Consider the following 15,191-nt stretch of genomic DNA (forward strand, 5'->3'; position numbering starts at 1 on the left):
ACGGTGCCGTTTGCCTTGCTTCGCTTCGCAACGCGGCCGGCGCGACCGGCCCGCGCGATTCGCGGTGCTTCAGCCTTCCGTCGGCGGCACGTAGCCGGACGCCTGGTCCGCGCCGTCGCCGAAGAAGTACTTCTCGGTCTGCTTCATCAGGTACTGGCGCGCGCGCGGGTCGGCCATGTTCAGGCGGTTCTCGTTGATCAGCATCGTCTGCTGCTTGAGCCAGCCTTGCCACGCTTCCTTCGACACGCTTTCGTAGATGCGCTTGCCGAGTTCGCCCGGCAGTGGCGGGAAATCGAGACCTTCGGCTTCCTTGCCGAGCTTCGCGCATTGGATCATTCGAGCCATCGTGTACTTCTCCTGTAATCGGTCTGGGGGAGGGCAGTCGTGCCTGCGCTCAGAGCTGCTTCATCAGCACGAGCGACTTGCGCTGCCAGTTATAGAGTTTGCGGCGGTCTTCCGGCAGGTCGTCGACGCTGACCTTGACGAAGCCGCGCTTGAGGAACCAGTGCTCGGTGCGCGTCGTGAGCACGAAGATGTGCGTGAGGCCGCGCGCGCGGGCACGCTGCTCGATGCGCTTGAGCAGGCGTTCGCCGTCGCCCGAGCCCTGCGCTTCCGGCGCGACCGTCAGGCACGCCATCTCGCCGATCTTCTCCTGCTGATACGGATACAGCGCCGCGCAGCCGAACAGCACGCCATCGTGCTCGATCACCGAGAAGTGGTCGATGTCGCGTTCGATCTGGTGGCGGCCGCGCCGCACCAGCGTGCCGTCGGACTCGAGCGGCTCGATCAGCGACAGGATGCCGCCGACGTCGTCCGGCGTCGCTTCGCGCAGGCTCTCGAGGTTCTCGTACGAGATCATCGTGCCGACGCCGTCGTGCAGGAACAGTTCGAGCAGCATGCTGCCGTCGAGCGACTGCGGAATCAGGTGGGCCCGGGTCACGCCGCCGCGGCAGGCGCGGATCGAGTGCTTCAGGAAGAACGCGTCGTCGCCCTGGATGTTGCCGGAGTCGAGCAACTCGGCGGCCGCGTCGAGCGACATTTCGCGGATCAGGCCGCCTTCGTCGTCGACGATGCCGGGCGCCTCGGTCAGGAAGATGATCTTGTCGGCGCGCAGCGCGATCGCGGCAGCCGACGCGACGTCTTCCATCGACAGGTTGAACGCCTCGCCGGTCGGCGAGAAGCCGAGCGGCGACAGCAGCACGAGCTTGCGGCTCGCGAGCGAATGACGGATCGATTCGGCGTCGATCTTGCGCACGATGCCCGTGTGCGCGAAATCGACCCCGTCGAGAATCCCCACCGGCCGGGCGGTCACGAAGTTGCCGGACACGACGCTGATGTGCGCGTGCGCCATCGGCGAGTTCGGCAGACCCTGGCTGATCGCGGCCTCGATGTCGAGACGCACTTCGCCGGCCGCTTCCTTCGCGGATTCGAGCGCGCGCGCATCGGTGATGCGCAGCCCGTGCGAAAACTCGGATTCGACACCATGCAGGCTCAGCTGCTCCTCGACCTGCGGCCGCGAGCCGTGCACGAGCACGATCTGGATGCCCATCGCCTGCAGCAGCGCGATGTCGGACACGAGCGCGTTCAGCAGCCCCTGCTGCACCACCTCGCCGCCGAACCCCACGACGAACGTGCTGTTGCGGAACTTGTGGATGTAGGGCGCGACGGAGCGCATCCAGTCGACGAACTGCGCGTGGCTGGCGGCCGAATCGTCGGCGGCCGGCGGCGTCGCGGCGCCGGTCTGGGCGGGTGGGAGGTCGGTTTGGGAATTCATGGGCGGGATTATAATGCGCCCCCATGTCGAATGTACCTAAAAGTCCCGCGCCGACGCGGGCCAAAGCGCCGTCGGCCCGGCACCCGGAGGGGGCGGCCGATGCGCGTCAGCAGCAGGGCCAGCCGCCGCGCCAGCAGCAACAGCAGGCGGGTCAGCCGCCGCGCGGGCCGCGCGGCGACGAGCGGCGCCGCGAGCCGGGCCAGCCGGCCGCGCCCCAGGCCGCCGGCGAGCGCGCGCCGCGCCGCGAGCGTCCGCCGCGCGCGGCCGTCGCGCCCAATCCCGTTCCGCCGATCACCTACCCCGAAAGCCTGCCCGTGTCGGGCAAGCGCGACGAAATCGCGCGCGCGATCGCCGGTCATCAGGTCGTCATCGTCTGCGGTGAAACGGGTTCGGGCAAGACCACCCAGCTGCCGAAGATCTGTCTCGATCTCGGCCGCGGCCTCGGCGCCGGCGGCACGGGCCTGATCGGCCATACGCAGCCGCGGCGCCTGGCCGCGTCGTCGACCGGCCGGCGCATCGCCGAGGAACTCGGCACGCCGTTCGGCGAGGTGGTCGGCTACAAGGTGCGCTTCACCGACAATCTCGCGCCGGGCGCGTCCGTCAAGCTGATGACGGACGGCATCCTGCTCGCCGAGACGCAGACCGATCCGCTGCTGAAGGCGTACGACACGCTGATCATCGACGAGGCGCACGAACGCAGCCTGAACATCGACTTCCTGCTCGGCTACCTGAAGGAAATCCTGCCGAGGCGGCCGGACCTGAAGCTGATCGTCACATCCGCGACGATCGACGCCGACCGCTTCGCGCGCCATTTCGGCACCGACGCGCGCCCGGCGCCCGTGATCGAGGTGAGCGGGCGGCTGTATCCGGTCGAGATGCGCTACCGGCCGGTGGCCGAGGATCGCCCGGCCGTGAAGCACGCCGAAGGCACGGGCGGCCGCGATCGCGTGAAGACCGCGCGCGAGGCCGAACGCGACCTGATGGACGCGATCGTCGACGCGGTCGACGAACTGTGCCGCGAAGGCCCCGGCGACGTGCTGGTGTTCCTGCCCGGCGAGCGCGAGATCCGCGAGGCGGCCGAGGCGCTGCGCAAGCATCATCCGCCGCATACCGAGATCCTGCCGCTGTTCGCGCGGCTGTCGGCGGCCGACCAGGACAAGGTGTTCAAGGCGTCGAACGCACGCCGCATCGTGCTTGCGACCAACGTGGCCGAAACGTCGCTGACGGTGCCGGGCATCCGCTACGTCGTCGACACCGGGCTCGCGCGCGTGAAGCGCTATTCGTACCGGAACAAGGTCGAGCAGCTGCAGGTCGAGTCGATCTCGCAGGCCGCCGCGAACCAGCGCGCGGGTCGCTGCGGCCGGGTGGCCGACGGCGTCTGCATCCGCTTGTACGAGGAAAGCGACTACCAGGCGCGCGCGCGTTTCACCGATCCGGAAATCCTGCGCTCGTCGCTCGCGTCGGTGATCCTGCGGATGAAGTCGCTGCACCTGACCGCGATCGAATCGTTCCCGTTCCTCGAACCGCCGCCCGGCCGCGCGATCGCGGACGGCTACCAGCTGCTCAACGAACTCGGCGCCGTCGACGACGACAACGCGCTGACGCCGCTCGGCCGCGAACTCGCGCGGCTGCCGCTCGATCCGCGCGTCGGCCGGATGATTCTCGCCGCGCGCGACCAGCAGTCGCTGCGCGAGGTGCTGATCATCGCGAGCGCGCTGTCCGTGCAGGATCCGCGCGACCGTCCGATCGAGGCGCAGGAGCAGGCCGACCAGGCGCACCGCCGGTTCGCCGACGAGCGCTCCGAATTCCTGCAGTGGCTGAAGATCTGGGCGTGGTTCGAGGAAGCCGTCGCGCACAAGAAGTCGAACCGCCAGCTGATCGACGCGTGCCGGCAGAACTTCCTGTCGCACCTGCGGCTGCGCGAATGGCGCGACGTCCATTCGCAGCTGCTGACGGTCGTGCGCGAGCACGGCTGGCGTCTCAACGAGGTCGAGGCGACCTACGAGCAGGTCCATCTGGCCCTGTTGACGGGCCTGCTCGGCAACCTCGGCATGAAGGCCGACGACGATCCGCACTACCTCGGTGCGCGCGGGATCAAGTTTTACCTGTGGCCGGGCTCGGCGCTCGCGAAGAAGGCCGGCCGCTGGGTGATGGCGGCCGAACTCGTCGAGACGAGCCGGCTGTATGCGCGCTGTCTCGCGAAGATCGAGCCGGAGTGGGTCGAGAAGATCGGCGCGCACCTGCTGAAGAAATCGCTGTCGGAGCCGCATTGGGAAAAGCGTCCCGCGCAGGTCAGCGCGTTCGAGCGCGCGACGCTGTACGGGTTGCCGATCTACCACCGCCGGCGCGTCGCGTTCGGCAAGCAGGATCCGGCGCGGGCGCGCGAGCTGTTCATCCGCGGTGCGCTGGTCGAGGGCGAATTCGACACGAAGCTGCCGTTCTTCGCGCACAATCGCAAGCTGCTCGCCGACATCGAGCAGCTCGAGCACAAGTCGCGCCGCCAGGACGTGCTGGTCGACGACGAGCTGATCTACGCGTATTACGACCAGGCGATTCCGGAGGGCATTCACACCGGCGCCGCGTTCGAGCGCTGGTATCGCGACGAGGTGAAGAAGGGCGGTCAGGCGGAGGAGAAGCAGCGCCTGCTGTACCTGTCGCGCGATGACCTGATGCGCCACGAGGCGGCCGGCGTGACGACCGAGCTGTTTCCGAAGCGCGCGACGATGGCCGGTGTCGAGATGGCGCTCACGTACCATTTCGAGCCCGGCACGCCGCGCGACGGCGTGACGCTCGCGGTGCCGCTGTACGCGCTGAACCAGGTCGACGCGCGCCGCTGCGAATGGCTCGTGCCGGGGATGCTGAAGGAAAAGGTGCAGCTGCTTCTGAAGTCGCTGCCGCAGAAGCTGCGACGGCACTGCGTGCCGCTGCCCGAATACGCGGCCGGCTTCGTCGAGCGGACGGGCCGCGAGCGCTTCGGCGCGGGCGGCCTCGTCGAGGCGCTGATCGCCGACGTGCGCGGCGAGACCCAGGTCGCGATGAAGACGGCCGACTTCAAGCTCGAGACGTTGCCCGCGCACCTGTTCATGAACTTCAAGGTGATCGACGAGCACGGCCGCCAGCTCGCGATGGGGCGCAATCTGGCGCAACTGCGCCAGGAGCTCGGCGCGCAGGCGCAGCAGCAGTTCCAGAAGATCGCGGCGGCATCGACGATCGCGCCGGGCGGCGAAGCGGGCGACGGCGACGCGGGCGGCGCGCCGGCGCTCGCCGCGGCGGCGGGTTCGACGGCGAAGGGCGGCAAGCCGGGCAAGGGCGCGGCGCCGCACACGGCCGCCCCGGCGGAAGCCGGCGCGACCGCGCTGTACGAGAACCTGACGACGTGGAACTTCGGCAAGCTCCCCGAGCTGCTGGAGATCCGCCGCCGCGGCCAGACGCTGTACGGCTATCCGGCGCTCGTCGATCGCGGCACGCATTGCGACGTCGAAGTGTTCGACTCGCCGGAGGAGGCCGCGCGGATCCACCGGGCGGGCTTGCGGCGGCTGTTCGCGCTGCAGCTGAAGGAGCCGATCAAGTTCCTCGAGAAGAACCTGCCGGGGCTGCGCGAGATGGCGATGCAGTACATGTCGCTCGGCACGCAGGACGAGCTGCGCGACCAGCTGATCGACACGGCGCTCGACCGCGCGTGCCTGCAGGATCCGCTGCCCGACGACGACGCGAGCTTCCACGCGCGCCGCGACGAGGGCAGGAGCCGCCTGAACCTGCTCGCGCAGGAGATCGCGCGGCTGGTCGGGCAGATCCTCGCCGAATATGCGGGGCTTGCGAAGAAGCTCGCGCAGGCGAAGCCGTTCGCGCAGGCCCATGCGGATCTGCAGCAGCAGCTCGCCGCGCTGGTCGGCAAGCGCTTCGTGATCGACACGCCTTACGTGCAGCTTGCACACTTCCCGCGCTACCTGAAGGGCATCGCGCTGCGGATCGACAAGCTGAAGGCCGACCCGGCGCGCGACGCGAAGCAGTCCGGCGAGCTGCTGCCGCTCGTCCAGCAGTATCAGCGCGCGGTGTCGCAGCGCGGCGGCGTCGCCGATTCGCGCCTCGCGGAATTCCGCTGGCTGCTGGAGGAGCTGCGAATTTCGCTGTTCGCGCAGGAACTGCGCACGCCGATGCCTGTCTCTGTCAAGCGTCTGCACAAGGTGTGGGAGTCGATGCAGCGTTAGCGCATCGGCGACCGGCGGGGCCCGCACCGGTTGCGGGCCTGGCCGCGGCCGGCCGCACGGCAGCCGCGACGTGCGTCGAAGTGGCGCAACCCCGCCTTCCGTCAACCGGTGGGGCCCGCCGAGCGTTTTACAATGACTGCTGTTCCACGACGTGAGTCTTCATGCGCACTTTCCTTTCCTTCGGCCGCACGCTTGCGCTGGCCGCCGCCGTGCTGGCGCCCGCCGCACACGCCAATAACGTAATCATCCTCAATTCGGCCGAGGCGACGCTTTCCCTGATCGACCAGCAGACCCGCCAGGTCGTCGGCACGATGCCGACCGGCAAGGAGCCGCACCACCTGATGGCGACGCCGGACAATTCGTCGCTGATCGTCGCGAATTCGGTCTCGAACAGCCTGATGTTCGTCGATCCGAAGACGGGCAAGCTGCAGCGCACGGTCGAAGGCATCGAGGATCCGTACCAGCTCGGCTTCTCGCCCGACAACAAGTGGTTCGTGTCGACCGGGCTGCGCCTCGACCGGCTCGACATCTACGGCTACGACGGCCGCGACCTGCATCTCGTGAAGCGCTTGCCGCTCGCGGTGATGCCGAGCCACATCGCGTTCACGAAGGACAGCAAGACCGTGCTCGTGTCGCTGCAGGTGTCCGGCGAGATCGCGGCGGTCGACCTCGCGACTCAGACGGTCAAGTGGAAGATGAAGGTCGGCAAGGTGCCGGCGGGCCTGTGGCTCACGCCGGACGACAAGTTCCTGCTGGTCGGGATGACCGGCGCGGATTACGTCGCGGTGGTCGACTGGCGCAACCAGAAGATCGTCAAGCAGATCCACACGGGCAACGGCGCGCACAACTTCCGCTCGCTCGCCGACGGCACGCACGTCGCGGTCACGAACCGGGTCGCGAACACGATCAGCATCATCGACGAGAACACGCTCACCAACGTCGGCGACATCACCGGCCTGCTGCCGGGACCGGACGACATGGAACTGTCCGCCGACAAGAAGACGCTGTGGGTGACGTTCCGCTTCGCGAAGAAGGTCGGTATCATCGATCTCGCATCGCGCAAGCTGGTGCAGACGATCGCCGTCGGCCGTTCGCCGCACGGGATCTACTTCTACGACCGCGCGCCGTGGAAGGCTGCGAACGGCGCGTGACGGGCGGAGGCGAGCGATGCTGCACCTGATCGATGCGTTCGTGTCGGACATCCAGACCTGGCTGTACGTCGACGTCGTGCAGCCGCTCCTCTTCAAGTTCAACCTGATGGGCTATGACGAGGACACCTACGACGCGCTGTACTGGGTGATCATCGGCGCGCTGCAGATGGTGCTGATGTTCGTGCTGCTGCGCCCGCTCGAGGCGCTGCTGCCGGTCGAGCGCTGGCAGAACCGCCGCGCGGTGCGGGTCGACGTGATCTATACGGCGATCGCGAAGCTCGGCATCTACGCGCTGTTCTTCTTCTTCGCGCTGCAGCCGGTGTTCGACGGCTTCCAGGCATGGCTGCGCCTGCACGGTGTCGTGAACGTCAACCTCGACTATCTGTGGCCCGGCGTGACGTCGCGGCCGATCGTCGCGTTCGCGATCTACCTCGTCGTGCTCGACTTCGCCGGCTACTGGTATCACCGTTGGCAGCACAAGTTCGGCATCTGGTGGGAACTGCACGCGGTGCATCACAGCCAGCGGCAGATGTCGCTGTGGTGCGACGACCGCAACCACCTGCTCGACGACGTGATCCAGTCGTGCTTCTTCGCGTCGATCGCGCTCGTGATCGGCGTGACGCCGTCGCAGTTCGTCGTGCTGACCGCGGTCACGAACTTCATGCAGAGCATCCAGCATACGAATGCGCGGCTGTCGTTCGGCCGGCTCGGCGAGCGCCTGCTCGTGAGCCCGACCTTCCACCGGCGCCACCACGCGGTCGGCTACGGCCACGAAGGCACCAAGTACGGCTGCAACTTCGGCGTGCTGTTCCCGTGGTGGGACATGATGTTCGGCACCGCGTCGTGGAACCGCACGGTCGAGCCGACCGGCATCCGCGAGCAGATCGAAGGCGTGTCCTACGGCGACGGCTTCTGGGCGCAGCACGGCCTCGCGTTCGTGCGCATCTTCCGGCGCCTCGTTCCCGCGAAGCGCGGCGCGGCGTCGGCCTGACCCCGTCGCTTTCCCGTTGAACGGCTCTCCCGCACGGCCCGCATGCGCTTTGGCGCATGCGGGCCGTGTGGTTTATCCTTTCCCCGTTTTTCTTCGTCGATACAGGTTCGCATGAACGACTTGCTGCGCTCCTTCGTCCGGGCCTTCGTCAGCGCGCTGCATCCGCGCATGCTGTGGCTCACCCTGATGCCGTTCGTCGTCTCGGCGCTGCTGTGGGGCGTCGTGCTGTGGTTCTCGTGGCAGACGCTGATCGACGCCGCGCGCGGCGCGCTCGACGGCTTCGTGCTCACGGCCGTGCTGTACCGCATGTTCGACGCGATCGGGATGTCGCAGCTGCATGCGGTCGTCGCGCCGTTCGTCGTCGTATCGCTCGCGATTCCGCTGATCGTGCTGACCGTGCTGCTGCTGATCGCGACGATCTCGATGCCGGTCGTGATCAAGCACCTGTCGAACCGGCAGTTCGCCGCGCTGGAGGCGAAGCGGGGCGGCACGTTCTTCGGCAGCGTGTTCAATTCGCTCGGCGCGGCCGTCGTCGGCGTCGTGCTGCTCGTCGTCACGATCCCGCTGTGGCTGATTCCGCCGTTCTTCGCGCTGCTGCCGCCCGTGATCTGGGGCTGGCTGACCTACCGCGTGATGACCTACGACGCGCTCGCGCAGCACGCGAGCCGCGACGAGCGCCGTGCGCTGGTGCGGCAGCATCGCTGGCCGCTGATCGGCATCGGCGTCGCGACCGGGCTGCTCGGTACCGTGCCGACCTTCGTGTGGGTGTCGTCGGTCTGGATGATGGTGCTGTTTCCATTCGTGGCGGCGGCCATGATCTGGGTTTACGCTTTCATCCTCGTCTTTTCGGCGCTGTGGTTCGGGCACTATTGCCTGCGCGCGCTGGACGACCTGCGCGCAAGTTCGCGCGCCACCGCAATCGACATGGGGCAGGCATGAGCATCGGCATCATCATCATCGGCGACGAAATCCTTTCGGGCCGCCGGCAGGACAAGCATCTGGCCAAGGTCATCGAGCTGCTCGGCGCGCGCGGCCTCGCGCTCGACTGGGCCGAATACGTCGGCGACGATCCGGCGCGGATCACCGCGACGATCGCGCGCGCGGTCGCATCCGGCGACATCGTGTTTTCCACGGGCGGGATCGGCGCGACGCCGGACGACCACACGCGCCAGTGCGCGGCCGCCGCGCTCGGCGTGCCGCTCGAGCTGCACCCGGAAGCGAAGGCGCTGATCTCGGAGCGCATCCGCGAGACGCACACCGATCCGGCCAGGCCGGTCGATTTCGAATCGCCGGAAAACCAGCACCGGTTCAACATGGGCGTGTTCCCGGCGGGCGCGACGATCATCCCGAACGGCTACAACCGGATTCCCGGGTTCTCGGTCGGCGATCTCCATTTCGTGCCGGGCTTTCCGGTGATGGCGTGGCCCATGATCGAATGGGTGCTCGATACGAAGTACCAGCATCTCCATCACGCGACGCCGCACGCGGAGCGCTCGCTGTACGTGTTCGAACTGCCGGAATCGACGCTCACGCCGCTGATGGAGAAGATCGAGCGCGATTTCCCGGGCGTGCGCGTGTTCAGCCTGCCGAGCGTCGGCGATGCCGAGCGCGGCGGGATCTACGCGCGCCGGCATATCGATCTCGGCGTGAAGGGCGAGCCGGAGGCGGTCGCGGCCGCGTTCGTGAAGCTGCGCGAAGGCGTGCACCTGCTCGGCGGCGACGTGGTCGAACCGGACGTGCCGCGCGCCTGAGGGCCGCGCAACGGCCGCACAAAAACCACGGGCCGCGCAATGCGGCCCGTCATCGGGATGTCATCGCCCGGCTCGACGATGTCGCAGTCGGGCGTGCCTGGGCGGATGCGCCGTCAGGCGCCGATCCACGGCAGTTTCCGGAAGCACCAGCCGTCGACCGTCTTGCGGTGGCCTTCGGCATCCTTGCCGCCCTCGAAGCCTTCGAGCAGGTCGAAGGCCTTCGTGAAGCCGGCCTGCGTCGAGGCGACCGCGGCGAGCTTCGAGCGCGCCGCGCTGCGGCACAGGAACAGGATGGGCGTATCGGCCGGGAGGGCCGCTTTCAGTTGATCGACGAATTCGGCGTTCGGCACGCCGCCCGGATAGCGCGTCCATTCGAGGTGCAGGTACTGGCCGTCGCCGACGAGCGGGCGGCCGATCCAGTCGAGCTCGGCGCGGGTGCGCACGTCGACGAGGCGTGCCGACGGGTCGAGCTGCAGCAGTTCGAATGCCTCGACCGGCAGCAGTGCGCCGGCATAGTGGAGCGCGCCCTGGGCGCGGCGTTCTTCGGCCTTCGCGTAAAGCTGGTCGAGCGTACTCATGGCAGGAGGTCTCCGTATCGGTCAAACAATCATTCTAGCGCGGCGCCGCCGCGCGGATGTCCGGTTGCCCGGCAGGGTATGCACCGCCCACGCATTCACCAAAAAAGTGCAGAATGGCGTGCGTGCACCAGAATGAATCTACGGCATGGGCATGCTTCGCCATTTGCACCATGGAGGTGCGGCCATGCGATCGCCGATGCGGCGCCTGGCCCCGGAATCGCGCAGCCGGGCCCTGCCGTGGCGCGGTCTGGCGCGATTCATGTCGCTTCTGTGCATGGCTGGCACGGTTGCTGCTATATAGAATTCGGTCGACCCGGGGCGCGCTGCGCCAAAGCCAGACTCCGGGCAGCTCGATAAACGAGGCGGTTCCCAGTCCGCCGGAATTGTTCAATCAGGAGAAGAGGTTATGAGTAAAACCGTCGCCGACGTCATGCAGCTCGTGAAGGACGAGGACGTCAAGTTCGTCGATTTCCGCTTCACGGATACGCGCGGCAAGGAACAGCACGTGTCGGTGCCGGTTTCGGCGTTTGACGAAGACAAGTTCGAAAGCGGTCATGCATTCGACGGCTCGTCGATCGCCGGCTGGAAGGGCATCGAGGCGTCGGACATGCTGCTCATGCCGGACCCGACCGCCGCATTCATCGACCCGTTCTACGAAGAATCGACGCTGGTGCTGACCTGCGACGTGGTCGAGCCGGCCGACGGCAAGGGCTACGAGCGCGACCCGCGTTCGCTCGCGAAGCGCGGCGAAGCGTACCTGAAGAGCACGGGCCTGGGCGACACCGCCTACTTCGGTCCGGAGCCGGAATTCTTCATTTTCGACTCGGTCCAGTGGAACACGGACATGTCGGGCTGCTTCGTGAAGATCAACTCGGAAGAAGCGCCGTGGTCGGCAGGCAAGGAATTCGAAGGCGGCAACACGGGTCACCGTCCGGGCACGAAGGGCGGCTACTTCCCGGTCGCGCCGGTCGACACGTTCCAGGACATGCGTTCGGAAATGTGCCTGCTGCTCGAACAGCTCGGCATCCCGGTCGAAGTGCACCACCACGAAGTGGCGGGCCAGGGCCAGAACGAAATCGGCACGAAGTTCTCGACGCTGGTGCAGCGCGCCGACTGGACGCAATGGTCGAAGTACATCATCCATAACGTCGCGCACTCGTACGGCAAGACGGCGACGTTCATGCCGAAGCCGGTCGTCGGCGACAACGGTTCGGGCATGCACGTTCACCAGTCGATCTGGAAGGACGGCCAGAACCTGTTCGCGGGCAACGGCTACGCCGGCCTGTCGGAATTCGCGCTGTTCTACATCGGCGGCATCATCAAGCACGCCCGTGCGCTGAACGCGATCACGAACCCGACGACGAACTCGTACAAGCGTCTGGTTCCGCACTTCGAGGCACCGGTCAAGCTCGCCTACTCGGCACGCAACCGTTCGGCATCGATCCGCATTCCGCACGTGTCGAACCCGAAGGGCCGCCGTATCGAAACGCGCTTCCCGGACCCGATGGCCAACCCGTACCTGTGCTTCACGGCACTGATGATGGCCGGTCTCGACGGCGTGCAGAACAAGATCCACCCGGGCGAAGCCGCGGACAAGAACCTGTACGACCTGCCGCCGGAAGAGGATGCAAAGATCCCGACCGTCTGCGCAGGCCTCGACCAGGCACTGGAAGCGCTCGACAAGGATCGCGAGTTCCTGACGCGCGGTGGCGTGTTCACCGACGGCATGATCGATGCGTACCTCGCGCTGAAGGAGCAGGAGCTGGCGAAGTTCCGCATGACGACGCATCCGATCGAGTTCGAGATGTACTACTCGCTGTAATCGGCGATGGCGCTTCGATTCAGCGCCGTCATGCCGGTTCGTTCCCGTCGCGCGGCTTGCGGCGGGAACCGCGGAGTCTGAAAGGGGACGGCGTCCAGCCGTCCCTTTTTTGTTCCGAGCATTTCCATTTTCCGACCCGCTGAGGCGCGACGACACGCACGATGGCTCTGAAGAATCTGATCAAGGCGAGGACGGGGCAGCCCGAGCGACTGACGGACGACGAGCGGCTCTCGCGCTCGGGCCTGCTTGCCGGGCTGGAAGCGCTGCCGACGGTCGTGATCGTGCTCGACCGCAAGACGCTGCGGGTCGCGTTCGCGAACCCGTCCGCGGAGGCGATGCTCGACATCTCGCGCCGGCAGCTCGCGCAGCGGCCGTGGGGCGAGATTTTCCCGAACGCGAACGAGCTCGCGTCGACGATCACCGCGATCGGCGAGGAGCGCTTTCACGCGACGCATCTCGATACCGTGCTCGACCGGCCGGGCCGCGAACCGCTGCACGTGCACGCGATCGTCGGCTTCCTCGAGACCGCGCCCGATTTCGTGCTCGTCGAGCTGTTCGAGAACGAACGGCAGTCGCGCACCGATCGCGAGGAGCGCATCCACGACCTGACCGCGGTCAACAAGCAACTGATCCGCAACCTCGCGCACGAAATCAAGAACCCGCTCGGCGGCATTCGCGGCGCAGCCCAGCTGCTCGAATTCGAACTGAGCGAGCGCGAGCGCGGCGAGTTGCGCGAATACACGCAGGTGATCATCAAGGAGTCCGATCGGCTGCAGACGCTCGTCGACCGGTTGCTGGAGCCGCATCGGCATCCGCACATCGTCGGCGACGTCAACATTCATGAAGTGTGCGAACGCGTGCGCGCGGTGATGCTCGCGGAATTTCCGCGCGGGCTCACCATCGAGCGCGATTACGACGTGAGCGTGCCGGACCTGCGCGGCGACAAGGAGCAGCTGATCCAGGCGCTGCTGAACATCGTGCGCAACGCCGCGCAGGCGCTGCGCGAACGGATCGCGCAGGGCGACGCGAAGATCGAGCTGCGCACGCGCGTCGCGCGCAAGGTGACGATCGCGAAGCGCCTGTACAAGCTGGCACTGGACTTGCACGTAGTCGACAACGGGCCCGGCATTCCGGAGGAGATCCGCGACCGGATCTTCTACCCGCTCGTGTCCGGGCGCGACGACGGCAGCGGCCTCGGCCTCACGCTCGCGCAGACCTTCGTGCAGCAGCACGACGGGATGATCGAGGTCGAGAGCCGGCCCGGCCGTACCGAATTTCAGATCCTGCTGCCGCTCGATCACTGAGCGACGGCATGGCGATTCACCGGATTCACCCATACCTGACCGACCTATGAAGCCGATCTGGATAGTAGACGACGACCAATCGATCCGCTGGGTGCTCGAAAAGGCACTCGCCCGGGACAGCTTCGCGACGAAGAGCTTCGCGAACGTGCGCGACGCGCTGGCCGCGCTCGACCACGAGACGCCGCAGGTGCTCGTGTCCGACATCCGGATGCCGGGCGGCTCCGGCCTCGAGCTGTTGCAGGCGATGCACGAGCGTTTGCCGGGCCTGCCCGTCATCATCATGACGGCGTTCTCCGATCTCGACAGCGCCGTCGCGGCGTTCCAGGGCGGCGCGTTCGAATATCTCGCGAAGCCGTTCGACGTCGACAAGGCCGTCGAGCTGATTCGCCGCGCGGTCGAGGAGAGCCTGCGCGGCGGCGCGCCGCAGGACGAGCGCGTCGCCGAGGCGCCCGAGATGCTCGGCCAGGCGCCTGCGATGCAGGACATGTTCCGCGCGATCGGCCGCTTGTCGCATTCGGCCGCGACCGTGCTGATCACCGGCGAATCGGGCACCGGCAAGGAACTCGTCGCGCGGGCGCTGCACCGTCACAGCCCGCGGGCGAACGGCCCGTTCATCGCGCTGAACACGGCGGCGATTCCGAAGGACCTGCTGGAATCCGAACTGTTCGGCCACGAGCGTGGCGCGTTCACCGGCGCGCAGACGACGCGCCAGGGTCGCTTCGAGCAGGCCGAGAACGGCACGCTGTTCCTCGACGAAATCGGCGACATGCCGTTCGATCTGCAGACGCGCCTGTTGCGTGTGCTGTCGGACGGCCAGTTCTATCGGGTCGGCGGCCACAACCCGCTGCGCGCGAACGTGCGCGTGATCGCCGCGACGCACCAGAATCTGGAGGCGCGCGTGCGGCAGGGGCTGTTCCGCGAGGACCTTTACCACCGGCTCAACGTGATCCGGCTGCGGCTGCCGCCGCTGCGCGAACGCAGCGAGGACATCGCGCTGCTCACGCGGCACTTCCTGCAGAAGAGCGCGCGCGATCTCGGCGTCGAGCCGAAGCGCGTGTCGGACGAAGCGCTCGCGTATCTGACGTCGCTGCCGTTTCCCGGCAATGTGCGGCAGCTCGAGAACCTCGCGAACTGGCTGACCGTGATGGCGCCCGCGCAGACGGTCGAGATCAAGGACCTGCCGCCCGACCTCGTGCCAGCAGGCGCGCCGGTGACCGCGACGGCCGATGGCGCGGATGCACTCGGCGGCGTGAGCGGCGGCGTCGCGGGCGACGCGGCGCGCGCGCAGCTGGCGGCCGGTGTCGTCCCGTTGACGGCGGCGCCCGTCGCGGCCGCGCCGAACGGTGCGCCGGCCGGCTATCCGATGTGGGAAAGCGGGCTGCGCACCGAAGTCGCGCGGCTGCTGCGCGAGAATTCGGCCGACGTGATGGACGAGCTCGCGCGCCGCTTCGAGGCAGCCGTGATTCGCGAGGCGCTCGACTTCACGCGCGGCCGCAAGGTCGAGGCGGCGGAGCGGCTCGGCATCGGCCGCAACACCATCACGCGCAAGATCCAGGAACTGCATCTGGAGCCGTAAACCTCTGTCGCGGCATGCGCGGACGTCGCGCATGCC

Annotated in this window: 11 protein-coding genes; 8 read left to right on the top strand and 3 right to left on the bottom strand. The window is 67.5% G+C overall.

The window, feature by feature from the left end; genetic code table 11:
• Window positions 1–69: 69 nt before the first annotated feature.
• Both HWX22_RS07390 and argA read right to left on the bottom strand, forming a co-directional pair.
• Entirely contained in the window at window positions 70–345 is a 276-nt protein-coding gene (locus HWX22_RS07390) for an oxidative damage protection protein (RefSeq protein ID WP_006478357.1), read from the bottom strand.
• Between the two features lie 49 nt (window positions 346–394).
• Entirely contained in the window at window positions 395–1,774 is a 1,380-nt protein-coding gene (gene argA / locus HWX22_RS07395; protein WP_044847668.1) for an amino-acid N-acetyltransferase, read from the bottom strand.
• A gap of 23 nt (window positions 1,775–1,797) precedes the next feature.
• Between argA and hrpA the strand changes: the two genes are divergently transcribed.
• The 5 genes from hrpA to HWX22_RS07420 all read left to right on the top strand — a co-directional run bounded on the left by hrpA (window position 1,798) and on the right by HWX22_RS07420 (window position 9,875).
• Window positions 1,798–5,982: an ATP-dependent RNA helicase HrpA gene (gene hrpA, locus HWX22_RS07400; RefSeq protein ID WP_175908684.1), complete on the top strand. Its 4,185-nt coding sequence runs from the start codon at window positions 1,798–1,800 to the stop codon at window positions 5,980–5,982.
• 161 nt (window positions 5,983–6,143) lie between these two features.
• Entirely contained in the window at window positions 6,144–7,133 is a 990-nt protein-coding gene (locus tag HWX22_RS07405) for a beta-propeller fold lactonase family protein (protein ID WP_059535900.1), read from the top strand.
• Window positions 7,134–7,149: 16 nt separating this feature from the next.
• Window positions 7,150–8,124 (top strand): sterol desaturase family protein, encoded by a 975-nt coding sequence (locus tag HWX22_RS07410; protein WP_059690959.1) that lies wholly within the window; start codon window positions 7,150–7,152, stop codon window positions 8,122–8,124.
• Between the two features lie 111 nt (window positions 8,125–8,235).
• Complete coding sequence (locus HWX22_RS07415; protein ID WP_059535897.1) at window positions 8,236–9,063, top strand: EI24 domain-containing protein; 828 nt, start codon at window positions 8,236–8,238, stop codon at window positions 9,061–9,063.
• On the top strand, window positions 9,060–9,875 hold the full coding sequence (locus HWX22_RS07420; RefSeq protein WP_059535895.1) for a molybdopterin-binding protein: 816 nt from the start codon (window positions 9,060–9,062) through the stop codon (window positions 9,873–9,875). The genes HWX22_RS07415 and HWX22_RS07420 overlap by 4 nt, the downstream gene beginning before the upstream one ends.
• Window positions 9,876–9,988: 113 nt before the next feature.
• Here the strand turns inward: HWX22_RS07420 and HWX22_RS07425 are convergent, their stop codons facing one another.
• On the bottom strand, window positions 9,989–10,453 hold the full coding sequence (locus tag HWX22_RS07425; protein WP_059535893.1) for a rhodanese-like domain-containing protein: 465 nt from the start codon (window positions 10,451–10,453) through the stop codon (window positions 9,989–9,991).
• 406 nt (window positions 10,454–10,859) lie between these two features.
• Here HWX22_RS07425 and glnA point away from each other — a divergent pair, with 406 nt between their 5' ends.
• From glnA to ntrC, 3 genes are all read left to right on the top strand, one after another.
• On the top strand, window positions 10,860–12,275 hold the full coding sequence (glnA, locus tag HWX22_RS07430) for a type I glutamate--ammonia ligase (RefSeq protein ID WP_059535891.1): 1,416 nt from the start codon (window positions 10,860–10,862) through the stop codon (window positions 12,273–12,275).
• Window positions 12,276–12,436: 161 nt separating this feature from the next.
• Complete coding sequence (gene glnL / locus HWX22_RS07435) at window positions 12,437–13,579, top strand: nitrogen regulation protein NR(II) (protein WP_059817862.1); 1,143 nt, start codon at window positions 12,437–12,439, stop codon at window positions 13,577–13,579.
• 46 nt (window positions 13,580–13,625) lie between these two features.
• A complete protein-coding gene (gene ntrC / locus HWX22_RS07440) occupies window positions 13,626–15,155 on the top strand; it encodes a nitrogen regulation protein NR(I) (RefSeq protein WP_059535886.1) in 1,530 nt (509 codons plus the stop codon).
• The last annotated feature ends 36 nt before the right edge of the window (window positions 15,156–15,191 follow it).

The organism is Burkholderia sp. BCC1638 (genome assembly GCF_902833195.1).
GTDB classification, from domain to species: Bacteria; Pseudomonadota; Gammaproteobacteria; order Burkholderiales; family Burkholderiaceae; genus Burkholderia; species Burkholderia diffusa.

What these genes read in the sequence shown, in the direction of transcription:
- HWX22_RS07390 (WP_006478357.1), bottom strand. Translation starts at nt 345, where the DNA reads ATGGCTCGAATGATCCAATGCGCGAAGCTCGGCAAGGAAGCCGAAGGT.
- argA (WP_044847668.1), bottom strand. Translation starts at nt 1,774, where the DNA reads ATGAATTCCCAAACCGACCTCCCACCCGCCCAGACCGGCGCCGCGACG.
- hrpA (WP_175908684.1), top strand. Translation starts at nt 1,798, where the DNA reads ATGTCGAATGTACCTAAAAGTCCCGCGCCGACGCGGGCCAAAGCGCCG.
- HWX22_RS07405 (WP_059535900.1), top strand. Translation starts at nt 6,144, where the DNA reads ATGCGCACTTTCCTTTCCTTCGGCCGCACGCTTGCGCTGGCCGCCGCC.
- HWX22_RS07410 (WP_059690959.1), top strand. Translation starts at nt 7,150, where the DNA reads ATGCTGCACCTGATCGATGCGTTCGTGTCGGACATCCAGACCTGGCTG.
- HWX22_RS07415 (WP_059535897.1), top strand. Translation starts at nt 8,236, where the DNA reads ATGAACGACTTGCTGCGCTCCTTCGTCCGGGCCTTCGTCAGCGCGCTG.
- HWX22_RS07420 (WP_059535895.1), top strand. Translation starts at nt 9,060, where the DNA reads ATGAGCATCGGCATCATCATCATCGGCGACGAAATCCTTTCGGGCCGC.
- HWX22_RS07425 (WP_059535893.1), bottom strand. Translation starts at nt 10,453, where the DNA reads ATGAGTACGCTCGACCAGCTTTACGCGAAGGCCGAAGAACGCCGCGCC.
- glnA (WP_059535891.1), top strand. Translation starts at nt 10,860, where the DNA reads ATGAGTAAAACCGTCGCCGACGTCATGCAGCTCGTGAAGGACGAGGAC.
- glnL (WP_059817862.1), top strand. Translation starts at nt 12,437, where the DNA reads ATGGCTCTGAAGAATCTGATCAAGGCGAGGACGGGGCAGCCCGAGCGA.
- ntrC (WP_059535886.1), top strand. Translation starts at nt 13,626, where the DNA reads ATGAAGCCGATCTGGATAGTAGACGACGACCAATCGATCCGCTGGGTG.